Origin of the sequence: Alteromonas algae (assembly GCF_049117195.1) — a bacterium.
In the GTDB taxonomy this organism is placed as follows: Bacteria; Pseudomonadota; Gammaproteobacteria; order Enterobacterales; family Alteromonadaceae; genus Alteromonas.
In genome coordinates this window covers 273,729-293,575 of record NZ_CP185260.1, presented here as the reverse complement: position 1 = coordinate 293,575, position 19,847 = coordinate 273,729, and the positions used below count along the sequence as shown (strand labels likewise).

The window sequence follows — 19,847 nt, the reverse complement described above, 5'->3', positions numbered from 1 at the left end:
GACTTTCAATTGCTATGAAATATAGCTAAAAGTGACGCAATCGATTATGCTTGTTTCTCTCTTTCATTTATCCAAAACTATCATTCACCATGAAATTTGCGTTCCGTGATATTGTCAATATCGGCCCTCAATGTATTGAGCGTTTCATCGATAGCAGCAACGCGCCGGAAATAAGAGCACTAGAGATAGAGCTTGCGGGTTGTTCAAACTTAGCAGGTAACTATGTAGTTGGAAGGGTTAACCCACCCAATCACACGTTATTTTTTTCCTTAAGTGGACAGGGTAAATTCAATACGCCATCTGGGCTGTATACCCTTCCTACTGGTGGGCTAATTATTTTACCTGCACATCAAAGTTTCGAGGTCACAATAGACAGTGAGAAATGGGATATCATTTGGCTAAACTTATCAAATTCAGCGATGTGGTCGCACCTCAAGAGCAATGAGACCACCTGTATGGAAGACGTTGAACTTGCTGGGTTACATCATGCAATGGAATTACTTTATTCAGAAACGAATGCGCAACATAGACAAGCGATGATCCCCATTATTAAACACTATTTACACCATATTGTGACCCCTGAACCTCCTAGTCATGTGTCACGACTTTCTACGCTTTTTTCTAACGTTGAAAAACAGTTACAATTTGGATGGTCAGTGGATGCGCTTAGTGAGAGAGTGCATTATTCGCCGCCTCATCTACACAGATTGTGTTTAGCCGAATATGGGCGTAGCCCAATGCAATACGTTATACATCTGAGAATGCAGCGCGCTAAGAACTTATTAACCAGCACACAATGGCCCATTGCTTACATCGCAAACTACGTGGGCTACAGTAATGTGTTTACATTTTCAAAACGATTTAAGAAATCTGAGGGTATATCGCCCCGCGCATTTCGCGAGACGATAAATAAAGCAGAAGGTTAAGCTAAACTCGGTTAGCTCCCTGCAATTTTCATTTGGTTGATCAGCACAGAGCCAGTTTGTACGCTGCCCCTTGCGTCTTTTTGCGCGCCAATTGCCACTATACCGTTAAACATGTCTCGTAAGTTGCCAGCAATGGTCACTTCGTGAACAGGATATTGAATAACACCATTCTCTACCCAAAAACCCGCAGCGCCTCGAGAGTAGTCACCGGTGACCATATTAACGCCTTGCCCCATAAGCTCGGTCACTAGCAACCCTGTGCCCATTTCTTTAAGGAGGTCAGCGTCACTATGGCCGGTATCACCGATAATCCAATTGTGAATACCACCTGCATGGCCGTTTGTTTTTGTGTTTAGCTTTCTCGCAGAGTAGCTTGTATACAAATAGGTCGATAGCCTTCCCGCTTCGACAATGGTCATGTCTTGCGTCGCAACACCTTCATTATCAAAACTTGAACTCGCCAACCCTGATTGAATCAGCGGGCGCTCTTCAATATTTAGCCATTCAGGGAAAACTTGCTTATCTAAGCTGTCTAATAAAAACGATGAGCGTCTATAGAGGCTTCCACCGCTTATCGCGCCAACATAGTGCCCAAATAAGCTTGAGGCGATATCTTTATGCAAGATAACCGGCACATTAGCCGTATTAATTTTACGCGCGCCCAGTCGCTCTACCGTTGCTTTAGCGGCGTCTTCACCTACCCGTTGCGCGGAATCAAGTAATGCAGCGCGACGGTTGACGGTATACGCATAATCACGTTGCATATCGTCGTCTTGCGCACCTATTACCATACAGCTTAGGCTATAACGGCTGCTAGGGTAACCAGCATTAATACCATGGGTATTTCCGTAAACACGCATGCCTAAGTTTGCGTTATACGATGCTCCGTCAGAATTGGTGATTCTTTTATCGTATGACATTGCGGCAGCTTCTGTCGCAATCGTGGTCTGAATGGCTTTTTCAGTATCGAGTACTTCAGGGTGAAAAAGCGCTAAATCAGGAAATTCAGTCGCGATAAGCTCAGCATCTGCCAAACCGGTACAAGGATCTTCACTCGTATAGCGTGCAATATCGACGGCTTTTTCAACCGCTAATGTCAACGCTTTTTGACTTAAGTCAGCAGTAGAAGCACTGCCTTTACGCTTGCCGACATACACGCTAATACCTAAGCCACCATCATTGGTAAACTCAACATTTTCAACCTCTTGCATGCGAGAAGATACGGCGATACCTTCCACTTTTGACATGCTTGCTTCGGCTTGTGTTGCACCTTTTGAAAGGGCTAATTTCAGCACATCATCAACGACATTCTGAATTTCTGCTAACTGTTGCTCAATTTGCATAAAAAGTTTCGCTGTCTTAATCCGACTGTGGTAGTTACAATTTAGCTAGAGTGTAACACTTATGAGATAGAAATGAGCGATAGTAAGCCTAATTCACCACAACATCATCATGGTAAAGGTGCTGACCCCGTTGATGAAGACCTTATCAGCAAAAGCGAATTGAAACGCCAATCTAAGGCACTGCAAAAACTAGGCGAGACATTGGTTGGTTTAACACCAGCACATTTCGCCACGATGCCGTTGGACGAAGAGCTTCAAGAAGCCCTTGAGATTGGGCGTAGCGTTAATAGGAAAAAAGAAGGGTACCGAAGACAAATCCAGTTTATCGGTAAATTGCTACGTCAACGCGATAATGCCGCCATTGAAGAAGCCTTAGCGAAAATAACTCACCAACATCAGGCTAGCAATGCAGCGTTTCATGCGTTGGAAAAAGCCAGAGAGGCGGTTATTGAGGAAGGCGATGATGCTATTCAACGATTAATTGAAGCGCATCCAGATTTAGATCGTCAAAAGTTGCGACAGTTTAACCGTCAAATAAAGAAAGAACGCGAAAAGAATGCGCCGCCAAAGGCGTTTAGAGAGTTGTTTCAGTATTTAAAAGATACTATTCACGAAGAATAAAAAAAGGTTGGCAATGCGCCAACCTTTTTCTTTTGTATCTGTAGGTTATGCCGTACCACCCACGGTGAGCTCATCAATTTTAAGCGTGGGCTGCCCCACACCAACTGGTACGCTTTGCCCGTCTTTACCACACACGCCTACGCCTTTATCTAACGCTACATCATTACCAATCATGGATATTTTCTGCATGACTTCAGGCCCATTCCCAATTAGGGTAGCGCCTTTTACGGGTGCGGTTATTTTTCCGTTCTCAATTAAATACGCCTCTGCGCTAGAGAATACAAATTTTCCAGACGTTATATCAACTTGCCCACCTGCAAAATTAGGCGCATAAATGCCTTTATCGATAGAGGCAATAATTTCGCTTGGATCGTATTCGCCGGCAAGCATATAGGTATTGGTCATACGCGGCATAGGAAGATGTGCATACGACTCTCGTCTGCCGTTTCCAGTTGGCGCTACACCCATTAACTTGGCGTTATGTTTATCTTGCATGTAGCCTCGTAACACACCGTCTTCTATCAGTACGTTGCGCTGGGTTGGCGTGCCTTCGTCGTCAACAGACAGCGAACCACGACGATCGTTTAAGGTACCGTCATCAACCACTGTCACCCCTTTCGCGGCGACCTGCTGGCCCATACGACCGCTAAAGGTAGATGCTCCTTTACGGTTGAAGTCACCCTCTAAACCATGGCCTACCGCTTCATGCAGCAGTACACCAGGCCAACCGTTTCCTAAAACAACAGGCATCGCACCTGCAGGTGATGCTATCGCTTGCATATTGACTCTTGCCATGTGCAGCGCATCATCAGCAAGTTGCTCGTAGTATGGCTTACCGTTATCGTCTTTAGTATAAAATGAGTACGCATAGCGCCCACCAGCACCGGCACTACCGCGCTCTCTTCGCTCGCCGTTTTCTAGCAACACAGAGCAATTTAAGCGTACTAACGGGCGAATATCCGTTGCCATTGTGCCATCGGTTGCAGCGACCAGTATTTCTTCGTAAACACCACTAATACTTACCACAACTTGATTTGCATTAGGCTCTTGTTGACGAATGTAAGTGTCGACTTCTTTTAACAACGAGATTTTTTCAGCGTCTTGCATAGCAAGGATCGGGTTTTGCTCGCTGTATCGCGGTTCGTAGTTGCCATGCCCAAGCGTTGATACGTGTTGCGTACCACCTGAAGGTGCAATGCCACGCGCTGCTTTACACGCTTTAGTCAGGGCTTCTTCGCTTATTTCGTCAGAATAAGCAAAACCGGTTTTTTCACCGCTTATCGCCCTAACGCCCACACCACGTTCGATGTTATAGCTACCCTCTTTAATGATACCGTCTTCCAACACCCATGTTTCGTGCTGACTAGATTGGAAGTAGAGGTCGGCATAGTCTGTATCATGGCGATGTATGACGCCAAGCGCCTTTTCAAGCGATGATGAGGACAATCCTGAGTCGGATAACAAATTGCGTTCTACAGAATTAGACAAGGTGACTCCTGAATCGATTATGTTCGGCTACCGGCATATTAGCTTTCAATTTCTGCCGTTGAGCAATATCTATGTTTGCAGCAAGTACGCCGACTTTAGTGGGCTGTTCTGCAAGTATATTTCCCCACGGCGCTACTATAATACTGTGCCCGTAGGTTTCTCTACCATTTTTATGGCAACCTGTTTGATTGGCTGCCACAACAAAACATTGCTTTTCTATGGCTCTTGCCGCTACCAACGTATGCCAATGGGCCTCGCCCGTTTTTTGCGTAAACGCTGCCGGTAACACTAAAATATCTATATCGCCCATGGCGGTAAATAGGCCGGGGAAGCGCACATCATAACATACCGCTAAGCCAATGGTCCCAATTGGCGTATCTACGGTAACCACAGCGTTGCCAGGTTGTGTGCATGCTGATTCTTTATAGCTGCCGGTTGCATCTTCAACTGACACATCAAAAAGATGAATTTTACGATAATCAGCTAGTTCATCACCGTTAGGACCGTATAATAAACATGCTGCTGAAAACTTTTTAGGGTCGTCCGTGGCCAGCGGAAAGGTTCCCGACACGATATAGCAGTGATATTGCTTCGCCAATGCCGACAGCGCGCGTTGAATTTTCCCAGCATTTTTGGGCTCTGCAATGCTAAGCAAAACACCCTCTTTTGTACCAAAGCAGGCAAAACATTCTGGCAGCACGACAAGGCTATCTTTCGCTATATTGCCTGATTCCATTGCCGCTTCTACCCATGCAATGTTTTCATCAACATCTGGGGTTGATGTCATTTGCAGTGCCACTACGTTAACCATCTACAACCTCCATGTTTACGCGTTGTACGTCATTCTCTGTAAGAGGAATATCCTCATTGCTGTTAGGCAAAGGGGAATTACTTGCAGGTAAACTAATGTCTTTACTATCACGTTTCACCTCGGTAAATGAAGGTTCGGATATTGTGCCCGACACATGATAATTTACGTTTGATATTACCTTCGCAGACGTAAGCACTTGATCGATAGCCAATGCCGCAAGTGCCGTAGGTGGCGTCGCCAAGAAATAAACGAGGAAGGGCAAGTTTCCCGTCACATTGGGCGCAAAGGACACGTTATAGTTTAACCCACCATTATTAAGGTCGGTGTAGCCGTTAATCTCAATCTCTCCAGCACCACCGTCTATTTCAGTATCATCTGTGAATGCTCGTCCATCGGTAATTTGAAGCGTACCGCTCATGTCATCATAAAAGAAGCCTTTCGCGAAAACGTCTCTAAAGTCCAAGCTTAGCTTTCGTACTAAAGAATTGAGACTAAACAATGTAAAAATACGCGACCCTTTGTCGCTAAGCTCAGTTAAGTACCCATCTGACAACGACCATTCAACATCACCATTTAAACCGCCCAGTTTAAAGTCCATCGGTGATGACGCCCAGTTAATATTAAATGCCACTTCTGCACTCGAATCTTTGATACCTGAGGATATGCCGTACTGTTTTAGCATCTGGCCAACATCAGGCGAGTCAAGTGTTCCAGCTAACGTTGTCTGAACGCTGCCTTTAGCATTCATCCAGTTACCGGTTGCGTTGATATTCGCCTCGTTTGAGCGTACCTGCAGTTGACGAATTTGCATCCCATTTTTCGCTTTAGCGGCATCCAGCGTCACTTCCCCCAAATCGATACCGTGTACACTGCACGACCGGCAATAGAAGTAGATAGGCGGCAATGTTTCAGGGTCTAATTCATAGGGCATGTCGTCACTTGTACGTAACATACTAACCGCAGCATCTAATGCTATTTCATCAGGTTTTTCTAGCGACAAATAGTCTGCGTTGATATCAATCCCTTGCGCCATCAAATCACTGTTTATGCGCACCACGCCGCGCGCTTGTGGCGCATCAATATCCAGTAGCCAATCGTTGTCAGTCTGCTTTGCTGTCAACACAACGTTGTCTAACGAATGTGTTGCTAGCGTTAATGTGTCTGCTGTCACAAAAATACGTGATGGAACATCAAAAATTGCGCTGTTAGTCGCAACGTTACTGTCAGATTTAAGCGCCGGCTGCTTTTCATTCTTGGTAAGCAACATATCAATCGTTTTAAACCATTGAGTGACATCTGCTTGTTCAAGGTGCGCAGCAATACTAAACCCTGTACCTCTGTTCGTCAGTTCTGCATCTCCTAATGATAGATGCGCGCGCGAAAACTGCATTTCTTTGTGGGGAAGCACGCCTTCGAACTGAATGTCTTCACCTAACGTTGCAAATACAGTGGAGGCTTGAAGATTGCCTTCGCTATTTATTTTAAGGGGTAGGGTCGTACCCAATGCAGTGTCAAAAGGAGCAGGTAACACACTCTGTGTCGCTTCTAAGTCTGCGGTGAGTAACGCGGTATACGAGAACGCTTCTTGTCCAAACACTAAGTCGACGTGGGTAGACCACGCTGTTTCGCCATCAATGTACTCGCTAAACGTATTATTAATATAATCTGCTAACGGATGAACATGCCATCGCCCTTTGATATCAACAGACAACGCGTAGTTATCTTGCTGTGTACCCTCAAACGATAATGTCACAGGCTGTGCGAGCAGCTGCGCTGACAATTCCTTGCTGGTAATATTGCCATTATCAAATGCAATGTTACCGCTCGCGTTATCAAACAGCATCTTTGTGCTAGTAATATAAACAGGGTTTTTGTCGAGAGTCGCCGTTCCTGTGGCGCGCACAGGCTTTCCATCAAACGGTATTGATAACATCAAGTCGGCACTAATGGCGCCTTTTACCTGCACTTCTTTGTCTAATACTTTCCCAAGCGACGCCTCAAGGGATGAGCCTAGCATCAACTTAGTTAACGTATCACCATCAGTATTGCCATGCGCATTTATGGTCAGTACCGAAGACTTACTCAATTGCGGAATGTCGGCAGACAAACGACTTACTTCAACACCGGCAAGTAATGCCCCAGGGCTTTTCATAAACAACCCGTCATTAATAAATTGAAGTGAGAGATCTAACTTGTTCAGTGCTGGCCATTGCCTAGAAAACAGGAAGTCGCTGTCTTTGATATCAACAAACGCTTGAAACACGCCCGAGTTGTCTGAAAATGGAAAGTCTTTTCCCTTGCCATGCCACAGTATTCTGGCATTCGTAATATCGCCTTTCCCGGTAAATGCACGGGTAAGATACGCATCGGTATTCTTTCCCATGCCCTTAGAGGGAAAAAGCTGGCTAACGTTTGCTAAACCCAATGGAGCAATATCGCTGTATATCGACAGGTCACCGCTTCGTGTATTTAATCTAAATTCGGGGGTGATGGTCACGAGGCTAGTATCGAGCAGCATGTTAGTCCCTGCAATCACCCAATCACCTTCATTGCTGTCAGGTCTGCTATGGATATTCGACTCGCGGTAAACATAGAAATCGGCTTTGAACGCGTTAACATCTACGTTTTGTTTAATTAATCGGTCTGCTGCCAGTGTGCTGTTAACACTTTCAAGAAAAACAGCACCACCGTTTTTGTACCAGTATAGTTCGGCATCGAGAGACGATAAGCCCGGAATGATGTCACTTTGCGCCCAAGAAAAGTCCAATACTTTTGCTGCAAATTGCGCAGAGCCATTTTGTAGCTGTAATTGAACCGTTGCCAGCACTCCGTCGGGGTTTAAGCCCCTAATTTCGTCCTCACTCGTATCATCGAGGAAAAGCGGCAGTAGCATGAGGAATGGATTGATCTGTACCGGCTTCACCGTATTGATAAGCATGTCGCCATCACTAGAAATACGACCGACTAAGTCGGTAACGAGCGTTTCACTATTAGAGTCGATAATCAATTCATCAACGCGAACATTCCATGCGTTGTTGTGAGGTAACAGCTGGATACGCCCGCCTCGTACACCGGTGACAGTGGTCGACGCTTCGCTGCCCCATTGCAATAGACTTTCTTCGACCTGCGCAGATATACCAGTAATAGCTCTTTCGTTAATGGTGGCCCATATCTCGAAGTTTGCGCGGCTTTGAGAAAGTGGCTGCTTTGTAGCAATTAAATCACTCACCCAAGGAGAAATATCTAGGTCATCTGCTTTTGCATACACAACCCCGTCAAATTCATCCTTTGTACCTGTTATGTCGATAACAAACGAGGCAGAATTTGCAGACAATCCCGTGACTTTTGCAAAACCGGCGCCTTGGTGGCGAAGCCCGCGGTTGTTCCACGTCAATCGTTCGATATCAAAAGACTGTTCACCGTCAGCACGCTTTACCGTCAATTCGCCTTCTTCCAGAGAAAAGCTTTGTAATTGTTCTAAAAAGAGGCGCTCTAATGCATCGACAACGGGGAAGTCGCTGTCGCTGGCATTCTCAAGTCTTGTTGCATCGATATGTAAGGCTGGCCCACGCAGTTCAAAGCGATTCGATGAAATCATGCGCTGTCCAATAGACTGCCAGAAATCAATTTCTACATAGATTTGTCGAATATCGAGGGCTACAGGAGACGCTTCGTTCTGTGCGAGAGAAACGTTATTTAAGACAATGCTTGGACCGCTGCGCTGCCATACCGCATGCACACTGTCTATTTCTAAACTTACGCCATAGCGTTCGTTAATGTAATTTTCTAGCAAATGCTCGTTATGCTCAATATGCGGCAAAGCATAGCGGGCAGCACTAAGTAATAGCGCGAATAACACAAGCAGGATTGCAAGTAACAGCCACACCTTCTTTACCAGAAAGGCTGTTACAGACGTAAATTTTGTCACACTTCGCCTTATTTCTTAAATTGCGTTACATCATGACGACGTCGTACTTATCCTGGTTGTACAATGTTTCGGTTTGCACCTTTATCTGTTTTGATACAAACACTTCCAATTCAGCGAGCATATGAGACTCTTCACCCATGAGCGCATCGGCTACTTTAGGTGATGCGTACACCACAAACTTATCTGCTTCATATGCGCGATTCACTCTTACAATTTCACGCATTATTTCAAAACAGATTGTTTCTATTGTTTTTACCGTGCCTCGACCTTTACACACGGGGCACTCACCACAAAGTATGTGTTCTATACTTTCACGGGTGCGCTTGCGCGTCATTTCAATGAGGCCTAGCGCGGTAAAACCGTGAATGTTTATCTTTGCTCTGTCCTTGCTTGTCGCCACCTCTAGACTATGTAAGACACGTCGTTTGTGATCAGGTTCAATCATATCGATGAAGTCGATAAGGATCATACCACCTAGGTTGCGCAAACGAAGCTGTCTAGCAATGGCTAACGTAGCTTCGGTATTAGTATTAAATATAGTTTCTTCTAGATTTCTGTGACCAACAAATGCCCCGGTGTTAATGTCGATTGTCGTCATCGCTTCTGTTTGGTCAATAATTAAATAACCACCCGACTTTAAATCGACCCGGCGCTCTAGCGCTCTTTGCGCCTCATTTTCTACGTCGTACAAATCGAATATAGGGCGGTCGCCGGTGTAATATTCAAGTTTCCCATTCATTTCAGGAACATATTCTTTCGTGAACTGGAACAACTCTTGGAACGACAATTTTGAGTCAATACGAATACGATCTAATTCCGTCCCAACGAAATCGCGCAATACACGGCGGGCTAACGGTAAGTCTTCATAAAGTACATTAGACTTGCGATTTTTCATTCGAGATTGAATTTTATCCCACAGTCTTCGTAAAAACGCAGCATCAGATTGCAATTCGGCTTTACCCACGCCTTCTGCCGCCGTACGCAATATAAAACCGCCGTTATCATCGCAGAACTCTTGGACAAGCGATTTTAGACGTTCGCGCTCTACTTCTTCTTCAATGCGCTGGGATACCCCAACGTGCGTTACACTTGGCATAAACACCAGATAGCGGCTGGGAATAGTAATGTCGGTGGTTAATCGAGCACCTTTCGTACCGATAGGGTCTTTAACCACTTGAACGACGATATCCTGACCATCGCGCACTAATTCACGAATGTCCTGTTTTTGGATGTGACTTGCCGATACTTCTTCAGCTATTTCGTTGTGAATAACAATGTCAGAAGCGTGCAAGAAAGCGGCTTTTTCAAGGCCTATATCAACAAACGCTGCTTGCATCCCTGGCAGTACTCGACTGACTTTCCCCCGATAAATGTTGCCTACCAAACCACGCTTTGTATGACGTTCTACGTGAATTTCTTGTAAAATTCCATTTTCAATAAGCACCACACGAGACTCTGAAGGGGTCACATTTATCAGTAATTCAGCACTCATCGTACAACTCCAAACTTGGTCAGTAATTGTCTTGTTTCATAAAGAGGCAAGCCGACTACTGCACTTGCGCTTCCATTTATCGCTTTAACAAATTCACCACCAATTCCTTGAATGGCGTAGCTGCCCGCTTTATCTGCTGGTTCACCCGTATCCCAGTATGCATCAATTTGTTGTTCTGTAATTATCGCAAAAGATACCTGTGTAGTGATAACTTCACTCACCTTTTGCTCGTTAGACAACACGCATATTGAAGTAAGTACCTCATGCTGATTACCTGACAGCATGCCGAGAATACGGTGCGCATCATTCTTATCTTTAGGTTTTCCAACACTCTTATCTTTGAACGATATCAGCGTGTCTGATGCCAAAATGACCGTATCCACCGAAAAGCGATTTTCACTTTCCAACCTTATCTTAGCGGCTTGTGCCTTTTCTCTGGCTAAACGCTCTACTTGGGCGCGGGGTGTTTCTCCCCCCTTTACTGATTCGTCGATATCAACAGGCAATATACTGTGAGCAATACCCATTTGTTTCAGTAAGGCGGTGCGCCTTGGAGAGGCAGATGCAAGAACAACGGAAACAGTCATAACGCTCGCTTTATAGAAAAGTTAGGTAATGGAGAACTGACGGCGGGTTCTGCGCAATAACCAAAAAACCCAAGGCCATAGCAACATCGACGTTAACACCGGCCACAAATAATCTAACTGAAAATAGATATCAGTAAGCAAATGCTGAACCCAGAAGGTTACTAAGTGATACAGCGACGACAGCAGACCAATAATAATAGCTTGCTGCCATACGGAATAATTTCTTAAGCGTTGGTAATTCGCCACCAATACATACACGGAAATACTCAAACTTAGGCTATGAATACCTAATGTCGTACCTACCAAAATATCTACGGCTATACCGGTTAGAAATGCAACCCCTACATTCACGCGGTGAGGCAGTGCCATGCTCCAATAAGCAAGTACGATGAGTACCCAATCAGGGCGGTACAGGTCAATCTGAATAGGTAATGGCACAATTTGCAACACCAGTGCCGCAATAATGCTTCCAACAATTACCGAGTGGCGTTTACGAATCAAGAGAAGGCTCCTCGGTTTCAGGTTCGTTACTCGATGGAGTGGTTTCTGACGTATACCACAGAAGTAGCAAATAACGTAGACGGTCAAGCTGTGCTGACGGCGTAGCAATAACCCTTGCAAAAGGGCGGCTTTCGTCACGAATAACACGACTTACGACCGCAACAGGATATCCCTCGGGAAACACGTTTCCTAAACCTGATGAAATAAGTACATCGCCTTCTTCAATATCAACACTATGGGGCACATGCTCTAGATACAGCTCGCCTAACGCACCACTACCTGTCGCAATAAATCGAATATTGTTGCGTAATGAACGTACCGGTACTGCGTGGGTTACATCCGCGATGAGTAGTACACGGCTATTTGTCGTGCCCACTTCCATAATTTGACCAACAATACCTTGCTCGTCTAATACGGGCTGAGACAAGTACACCCCGTCTATCGCGCCTTTATTAATCACGATTTGCTGGCTATATGGGTTCTTATCCACCGCCATCAACTCTGTCACCATCTTTTGATAGTCAGGGCGAACAGGCGCTTCTAACAAGTTTCTTAGTGCTTTATTGTCATTATTCAACACTTCAAAGCGCTGTAACTGCTCGCTCATCAATAACATTTGGTTGGTGAGTCGGGCATTTTCTTCAAGCAAGTCTTCTTGTGAAGTAAGTCGTTGTGCACTTTCACTTAAAAACAACCCAGGCAAATTAGCAATATACTGTATTGGGCTCATGAGGGAGTTAAGGTAAACGCGGGTAGATTTGAAGCCATCTAGTTTGTGGTCAACAAAAAGCAATACAAGCGAAAGCACAAGCGCTAATGTCAAGCGATTGTTGAGAGAGGGACCGCGGGTAAAAATAGTATCCATGATAAAAAGAAGGCAACCGTAAGGTTGCCTTGCCTGCTCTATTCGTAGCTAAACAGGTCGCCACCGTGAAGGTCAATCATGTCGAAAGCCTTACCACCGCCGCGGGCTACACAAGTAAGAGGATCATCGGCAATCACAACAGGGATGCCGGTCTCTTCCATTAATAACCTGTCTAAATCTTTAAGCAGTGCGCCACCACCCGTTAGCACCATACCGCGCTCTGAAATATCAGATGCAAGTTCTGGCGGTGATTGTTCAAGCGCAACCATTACGGCTGAAACAATACCCGTTAACGGCTCTTGAAGCGCTTCTAGAATTTCATTTGAATTTAGCGTGAAACCACGAGGTACACCTTCAGCAAGGTTACGACCGCGCACTTCAATTTCTCGCACTTCTTCACCAGGATAAGCAGCACCAATTTCATGTTTGATACGCTCAGCTGTCGCTTCACCAATCAGTGAGCCGAAATTACGGCGAATATAGTTTATGATGGCTTCGTCGAACTTGTCACCACCAATACGCACTGATGACGAGTACACCACACCATTTAATGAAATAATGGCAACTTCAGTTGTACCACCACCGATATCAACAACCATTGACCCTGTCGCCTCAGACACAGGCAACCCAGCACCAATAGCCGCAGCCATAGGCTCATCAATTAAGTAAACTTCACGAGCGCCAGCGCCTAATGCAGACTCTTTGATCGCTCGGCGCTCTACTTGTGTAGAACCACATGGTACACAAACCAGTACACGAGGGCTTGGACGCAGGAAGTTATTATCATGAACTTGCTTTATGAAATGCTGTAACATTTTTTCAGTTACATAAAAGTCGGCAATAACACCATCTTTCATAGGGCGAATAGCACGAATGTTGCCTGGCGTTCTTCCCAGCATTCGTTTTGCTTCAGCACCTACTGCTGCGACACTTTTAGGCCCCGCCGCTCGCTCTTGGCGAATGGCAACTACAGATGGCTCATTAAGCACAATACCTTGGTCTTTTACGTAAATCAGCGTATTGGCTGTTCCGAGGTCGATGGACAGATCATTAGAGAACATGCCTCGAAGCTTTTTAAACATGAAGAGTGTATTCCTGTTACTGAGTTAACGCGTGCTTTTAAAGGTGAGATAACGACGCGCAACCATGAAGTCGAAGATTATCCGTACACTTTAACAATGGGGGCATATTTGAGCAAGCAATGCCGCCAGATACTACGCATTAATATTAAAATAATTTTCATCAATAAAAAATAAGCCGCGTTGCAGCGTCTTACTTTGACACCATAACGACACCCAAATACGCGAATGGTTCAATATACAAGCATGACAGGCGGCCGTTTACTTCGCTAGTTGCTGATATCTTCACGTCGATAAATAATATTATCGTTACCCCTGAAAGCCCCAAATGTTAACGTGGCAGTAGGCTCATTATCAACAACGTTGTCACCGTCCCAATCCCATAGCAACCACGACGGGGGCGTATAGCTGACAGGGAACTGCCCTTCTCCGGTAGATGACGCTGCACGTATTCCTTCACCGGCGCCATACTGCCCTTCAATGAGACGACCGCTGTTGTTCAACGAGAGCGAATTGCTGCCATCAATAACACTGCCGCTATTGAAAAGCGTACAGCTGTCAAACGTATTTAATCGCCAATCACTCCCATCAAAGTATTGGGTTTTGAGTGGGAGCAATAATGCATCGTCGGCGCTTCCATAGTTGTTAGTGAGTGTTGCCCTTCCTTGCGCAAACATAAGCCCATTATCGATTAGCGTGTAGCAGTTGCCCGAACACGCACTGCCATTTATCGTGGCGCCGTCTAACTGCGAGCCATTCATGCTAAGTCCGACAGAAGCAGACAGATAGGCGGTATCAAGTTGTCCCGTGGGAAGGCGGCTAAACGTTATGTCGCTGTCGGTAAACACAATCTGTCCCGTAGCCCCGGTCTGCGGCCAGCCGAAACTATCGATATTTTGTAGCCTATTTAGCAATGTGACGCCATTTGCCGCAGTCACGACAATATCGGTCAAGGTATCAAAGCCCCCCTTATAATTGACCGTTGCCTCGCCACTTGTGTTTTGTGCTTGAAGGGTAAATGCCACGTCGCTAAGTGGCTGTTCAAAATACGTAAACCTTCGTCCAGCAAGTGAGCATGCACTGGTCACGCTGCCGGTTAATTGGAAGTTCGCAGGAGCAAACCTACCCACATTTGCCAGCGCACCTTGAACCATTCCACTGGATAAAAAGTTACTTTGAGCCGCAATTGATATTATTCCTACTTCGTCATAGCTTACATCGACGGTTGACGTGTCTTGCCCGGAAAATACTGCGCCACTTGCGGGCGTAACAAAGTTGCCCGTTACGCCACTTGTTGGTAATTGAGAAGACGCCGTTAATGTCACATTTGAAAAAACGTGTTTCGCGGTAATGTTGTTAGCAAGCGACGTAAAGTCGTCAGGCACGCCATCGTTGTTGTTATCTTCCCCACTCACCCACTGAACCGGTCGAATACGTAGCGGGAAACTTTCGCCCGCAAAGGTAAGAAGCGAGTCACTCGCGTTCGCTGCAAACGCATTACTGTTGAAGGTTGCTCTATCATCGTTTAAAACGCTCAACTGAAACCCAAAGGGGCGTACAACAAAATTATTAGAACTTCCCTCAACGCCGGCACGCGGCACCACATCTGCGCGCAAGGCTATTTCACCCGCATCAGGGTATTGGAACGAAAATGCGGCACGAGAACTACTGTCAAACGTGACTGGGTACACTGTAGGTGACGTGCCAATATTGTAGCGCTCACCATTATGCTCAAAAGCCAGTGTGTTTGAGCATGCAGATTGACTCCCGCAGATATAGTTTAATTCCACATCTAACGTTTTATCGCGCAGGGCATCGCCATTCGTACAGGCTTCAATAACATAATTTCTTCCGTTATACCCAATATCGGAGGGCTTACCCGACAGCTGAGTAAGTATCGTGGTGGTGTTGTCGGTAACGTTTTTAAATACAAGGCCGTCATTACGAAAATCGATTCGACACTTGGCCAATGCGACCTCGTTGCCACCAACAAAACATCGCAACTGCGATGATGGCGTTTCTCCAGACGTTGCTAGCGTTGGGTCGCTTCCGTCTAGGCTATCAATAGAGAGCGATGCTTGCCCCGTAAAGGTGACGCTCTGTGATGGCGTCCACTGATATTGACTATTAGATAATGGAAGCAAGTTTACCGTGGACGGTTGTGAGTACAGCACGGTACAGTCAACATCGGCACACGCTTTTAAGGTAACGGGTTTAGCCGCGCAACTGCTGCCTCTGTTATCTGCAAGCTCAAAACGATAATGATTAAGTACTTCAATAACTTCTTGACCGCAAATACCAGGAATACTGTTTGGTATTGGGGTAGCGGTAATGGTCCCTGCTCTGTTTTTCTGACTAGCGCCATTAACATTTATACCGCCACCTGCGGTAAAACGCCCGGCTAACGATACGTTATCAATGTTGGTGAAATTAATTTCGCCTTCTGCCAGCACAATGGCGTTAGGGTTTGAATTACTCACCAAGACATCCCCATCGACATAAATAGACAAATACGCCCCTGTCGATAATGAAATATTTGCGTTTATGATAGACAGCAGCGAAGTCACACCACCATCAACATCATCAATGTAGATACGTGTTGGAGCAACAACGGTATAAGTGCCTGTCATTACCACGCTATCTCGCGTAAAAAAGTAATCGCCAGCCAGCTGTGAGGGTAGTGTTGCGGGCCCAGTATCACTCAAAGTAACAGAGGGAATGGCCCGTGCTTGCCCTTCAGACAACGCATTAGTTTGAGATGCAAAACAGCGCACACCGGGGCTACCACACAAGGGGTTATTTGCACCATTGCCTGTTGCATCAGTCGTATATTGGAATGTTGTTAACTTGCCATTATTGTCATCAATCACTCGCGTTCGCGCCGCCAAAAACAGTTGCGTATCGCCAAACGTTGCTAGCGCACCTGGAAATGCGACCTCGCAACTAGGCAGGTCTCCACTAAAAACAAACTCTGATGTCATCGCAATAATGCTGGCGTCTTCCTGCGTATGATTTCGCTCATTGTCTAGGCTTCTGTCCTCGTCTACGCGAAGACCCAGACGGGTTCTATTTAACCCACAGCTACGAAGCCACCCACCATCACTACCATTGCGTGACACTTTACTTGCTGCCACTAGCGGCGTTTGTGCGTACGTATTTCGAAAGTAATTCAACACACAGCCGTCATCCCAACCTATAATTTGGTTGCCAGCGAAAAACGCTTCCCATTCTACTTCTTGACCCGCGTCATCAAAAAACGCTCTTCCATCACCTTCAGTGGTTGCCATGTACGCGATAGTTTCAGTGTTTGTAATAGGCTCGTACTCTGTTTCTGATGCTTCAAAGGCAATGAAGTACGTCTCATCTGATGCAGTCGGCGGATACACTACGCTTGTGTTACTGCCGACAAAATCCCACTTAGCCGCGATGGTCAAAAAAGGAAGCAAATATGTGTTTGGTGGCGCTTTGCCTCTTACATTCACCTGATTATTTACGGTTTGCATGGAATGAAAAAAGACAGGTCGCTCAGCAAAGTTATGGTCGAAATCAATAGGAAGGTAACGGGTTCTATCTTCACCGCTAAGCGGCCAATCGGAACTTGGGGATGCTTGAATATACTGTGCATCTAAATCGACCTTACCCACCTCTACTACCGATCCGTCTGGAAATTCGTGCGTCCCGTAAGCAATTGCAAGATAGTGCGCCCCCATCGTAATGTGAGGCCCGTCTTCACCTGAGGGCTCTAACGGCAACGCCTCGAACCCCGTTCTTGTCACATTGCGTATTTTTACAATGGCAGGGTTACTTCCCTGATTGGTAGACAGCATAAAAACAGCGGGAGGCTCGTCATAGAGTTGAGAGAAACTAATGGTTGTCCACTCAGCTTTATTGTAAGTGTTTTGCAGTTCAATGAAGCGCCCCTCTATTTGCGGAACGGCAATACTTGGGGCACTAAACAACAAAGTGATAAGAACAAATAAAAACCATTGTAAAAAATGCACTACTCTTCCTGCCTTACTTCTACTAGCAACCGTCGAGAAGTCTCTAATTGTCCAACACTGCACTGCGCTTCGGATGACAACTGATACACGCGGATAGCGCCCGAGGCGACTTCTGGTTCATCGATATTTTGCTCTACACGGCACGCCAACGACACTGAACAATTGCTCAGCGCATTCGTGGTAAATAGTATTGGCGTTACCACACGACTACAAGCCGGATTACTTCCTGTTACCACACGCGTTACTGCCACCTCTAGCCCCGTCTGAGCAGCAAGGTAAGCTCGAGTACCATAATACTCAACGGACTGCTGCCGGGTGCTTGAGGCAATTTGATTCGACAATGCAATACCAATTGTCAGCATGATTATACTTATCACCACCGCCACGATCGTCGTTGCCCCGCGCTGCTTGCTGCGACGACCTGCCGCTTCGCCGATATGTGGTATCGCCGAACGTTCGGTATAGACGCGCATTGAACCTGAATATGGTTTATCAGCGCTATGTATTCGCCTGTTATGGGACATTAGGAAAATGTACCTCGTGCACAACGGCCAGTTGCTCGTTATCGTTGCCTTCAAATGTCAGTGATAACGCTACAAGGCCGTTTTGCCGTAAACCTGTGGTAAGAATTTGTGCATCCCACTGCGTAACATTAACGCCTAACACACTGCTTAGTGCACCTTGGCTTCTGACTAATCGCGCGCCTTGGGTAGTCACTGTTTTACAAATTGATACTGGCGGCTCCGGAATATAAAAGCGCTTACCCGGCGACGTTTGGGTATTGGCCGCTGCCAGCGTGATATCAAATTGATAAGCACTCAACGGAGCATCAGCAGCCGCCACCACGTTATCAATTAACTGACCGTTATCGACGACACTCTGCGGGCTGGTAGGGAATACGACCAGCGTATCACCAACTTGAGGCGTGCCATCAAACAACACACTATGCATTGGGTTATCCAACGCATCATCAACATAGGTGCCGCTTTGTTTGATTGGATAAAAAGTTAAACATTCACTGGTTGCATCAAACACCACTGAGTTAGGGATAATATTGCGAAGCTCTTTCTCCAAACGCAACACAATAAAACGCGCTTCCGATACTAACCTTGCACGTTCAGCACCTGTTGCATAAATCTGAACACTTAATGCAATAACCTGGGCAACGGATACGCTAATAATGCCTAAGATGGTGATCACCAATATCAGCTCTACTAATGTAAACCCCTTGGCACGCTTCATTAGTAGCTGCCTCTGTATGCGCTAAACGCATAGCTTTGGTTATTTGGAGCAATAACCACGATATCTATACGTTTATAGGTGTTGGCGCTACCCAATGCATCTACTGAGCTGTCATATTCAACGGCGATTGTATAACCGTACCCTGCATAAATACCGCCCGCATCACTTATGTTAATGCCATGGTAATCGTCGACATCATCAAACGCCTCTCGACTTCCTTCTTCAGCGCCTAATGAGGTAGTGCAATTGCCTTTTTCTGTGCACGTCTTAAAAGGCGGGCTTCTATCACTGTTTTCATCATAGGAACGGCTTAGCACCTCGTTCATTAACGACTGCCCTAATTTTGCCGCTTTAACTTGCCTTAACGGTTCAGCCGTTTGTTCGGCTTGAGGCACAATAAGCGTTAAAATAATACTTAAGCTAATGGTGAAAACGACAATACCTACCACCAATTCAATTAGCGTAAAACCCGCCTCTCGCGTATTGGTGCGAACCAAACAATTAGCAGGCATATATTGCCCCATCATGGCTGACGCATATTGATGCCTGACCGATAGACACAGTGCAAGGTACCGTGCAAACAAGGTTGGCTGGCCGGCCTAAGCCATCGAATTGAATAAACGAAAATGGTGCGTTATTGGCGTCTAAGGTCTGAAACGTTAAGCCCGCTTCACTGCTTGAGATAACTTGATCGTCGTCAAAGCTCGAGGATACAGAATTGGTACAGACATGGCCGGCGGGCGGGGCCATTAGATTGGTCGTTATTTTAACGCAACTGGCGTCTTGCACATTGTGCATAGCGCGCAGCTGCATATTACGCATAAATTGCAAAGCGCGGTCACGCAACGATATCGCATCTTCATCATCACTGCCTAAAAATTTTGGGGCAACGGTAGTGGCCAGTACCCCAATAACAATGATGGTAATGATGAGCTCTACAAGCGTAAAACCGCGGTATTTCAC

16 protein-coding genes are annotated in these 19,847 nt (G+C 45.9%); 2 read left to right on the top strand and 14 right to left on the bottom strand.

Features of this window, described 5'->3' with window-relative positions; all coding sequences use genetic code 11:
- The first annotated feature begins 89 nt into the window (after positions 1 to 89).
- Entirely contained in the window at positions 90 to 926 is an 837-nt protein-coding gene (locus ACOJRU_RS01305; protein ID WP_421133268.1) for a helix-turn-helix transcriptional regulator, read from the top strand.
- Between the two features lie 11 nt (positions 927 to 937).
- On the opposite strand, the gene pmbA is transcribed toward ACOJRU_RS01305, so the two are convergent.
- Positions 938 to 2,269 (bottom strand): metalloprotease PmbA, encoded by a 1,332-nt coding sequence (gene pmbA, locus ACOJRU_RS01300; protein WP_421133267.1) that lies wholly within the window; start codon positions 2,267 to 2,269, stop codon positions 938 to 940.
- A 72-nt stretch (positions 2,270 to 2,341) separates the two neighbouring features.
- On the opposite strand from pmbA, the gene yjgA reads away from it, so the two are divergent.
- The gene (yjgA, locus tag ACOJRU_RS01295) at positions 2,342 to 2,890 is read left to right on the top strand and encodes a ribosome biogenesis factor YjgA (RefSeq protein ID WP_421133266.1); all 549 of its coding nucleotides are present in this window, start codon (positions 2,342 to 2,344) and stop codon (positions 2,888 to 2,890) included.
- Positions 2,891 to 2,935: 45 nt separating this feature from the next.
- Here yjgA and tldD read toward each other — a convergent pair whose 3' ends face one another.
- The 13 genes from tldD to ACOJRU_RS01230 form a co-directional block, all read right to left on the bottom strand.
- Positions 2,936 to 4,378 carry a metalloprotease TldD gene (tldD, locus tag ACOJRU_RS01290; protein ID WP_421133265.1) on the bottom strand — a complete coding sequence of 481 codons (1,443 nt, stop codon included), beginning with the start codon at positions 4,376 to 4,378 and terminating at the stop codon, positions 2,936 to 2,938.
- A complete protein-coding gene (locus ACOJRU_RS01285) occupies positions 4,371 to 5,189 on the bottom strand; it encodes a carbon-nitrogen hydrolase family protein (RefSeq protein WP_421133264.1) in 819 nt (272 codons plus the stop codon). Before ACOJRU_RS01285 ends, tldD begins: the two co-directional genes overlap by 8 nt.
- The gene (locus tag ACOJRU_RS01280; RefSeq protein WP_421133263.1) at positions 5,182 to 9,117 is read right to left on the bottom strand and encodes a YhdP family protein; all 3,936 of its coding nucleotides are present in this window, start codon (positions 9,115 to 9,117) and stop codon (positions 5,182 to 5,184) included. The genes ACOJRU_RS01285 and ACOJRU_RS01280 overlap by 8 nt, the downstream gene beginning before the upstream one ends.
- Before the next feature lie 25 nt (positions 9,118 to 9,142).
- The gene (gene rng / locus ACOJRU_RS01275; protein WP_421133262.1) at positions 9,143 to 10,609 is read right to left on the bottom strand and encodes a ribonuclease G; all 1,467 of its coding nucleotides are present in this window, start codon (positions 10,607 to 10,609) and stop codon (positions 9,143 to 9,145) included.
- Positions 10,606 to 11,196, bottom strand: coding sequence for a Maf family protein (locus tag ACOJRU_RS01270; RefSeq protein WP_421133261.1), 591 nt, complete (start codon positions 11,194 to 11,196; stop codon positions 10,606 to 10,608). Before ACOJRU_RS01270 ends, rng begins: the two co-directional genes overlap by 4 nt.
- Positions 11,197 to 11,217: 21 nt before the next feature.
- Entirely contained in the window at positions 11,218 to 11,694 is a 477-nt protein-coding gene (gene mreD, locus ACOJRU_RS01265; protein ID WP_421134688.1) for a rod shape-determining protein MreD, read from the bottom strand.
- Positions 11,687 to 12,562, bottom strand: coding sequence for a rod shape-determining protein MreC (mreC, locus tag ACOJRU_RS01260; RefSeq protein ID WP_421133260.1), 876 nt, complete (start codon positions 12,560 to 12,562; stop codon positions 11,687 to 11,689). The genes mreD and mreC overlap by 8 nt, the downstream gene beginning before the upstream one ends.
- A 38-nt stretch (positions 12,563 to 12,600) precedes the next feature.
- Complete coding sequence (locus ACOJRU_RS01255; RefSeq protein ID WP_014947909.1) at positions 12,601 to 13,644, bottom strand: rod shape-determining protein; 1,044 nt, start codon at positions 13,642 to 13,644, stop codon at positions 12,601 to 12,603.
- Positions 13,645 to 13,910: 266 nt separating this feature from the next.
- Entirely contained in the window at positions 13,911 to 17,642 is a 3,732-nt protein-coding gene (locus ACOJRU_RS01250; protein ID WP_421133259.1) for a DUF6701 domain-containing protein, read from the bottom strand.
- Positions 17,642 to 18,166: an agglutinin biogenesis protein MshP gene (locus ACOJRU_RS01245; protein ID WP_421133258.1), complete on the bottom strand. Its 525-nt coding sequence runs from the start codon at positions 18,164 to 18,166 to the stop codon at positions 17,642 to 17,644. The genes ACOJRU_RS01250 and ACOJRU_RS01245 overlap by 1 nt, the downstream gene beginning before the upstream one ends.
- Entirely contained in the window at positions 18,156 to 18,884 is a 729-nt protein-coding gene (locus tag ACOJRU_RS01240; RefSeq protein WP_421133257.1) for a PulJ/GspJ family protein, read from the bottom strand. Before ACOJRU_RS01240 ends, ACOJRU_RS01245 begins: the two co-directional genes overlap by 11 nt.
- Positions 18,884 to 19,396, bottom strand: a complete 513-nt coding sequence (locus ACOJRU_RS01235) for a type IV pilus modification PilV family protein (RefSeq protein WP_421133256.1) — start codon at positions 19,394 to 19,396, stop codon at positions 18,884 to 18,886. Before ACOJRU_RS01235 ends, ACOJRU_RS01240 begins: the two co-directional genes overlap by 1 nt.
- Complete coding sequence (locus ACOJRU_RS01230) at positions 19,386 to 19,847, bottom strand: type II secretion system protein (protein ID WP_421133255.1); 462 nt, start codon at positions 19,845 to 19,847, stop codon at positions 19,386 to 19,388. Before ACOJRU_RS01230 ends, ACOJRU_RS01235 begins: the two co-directional genes overlap by 11 nt.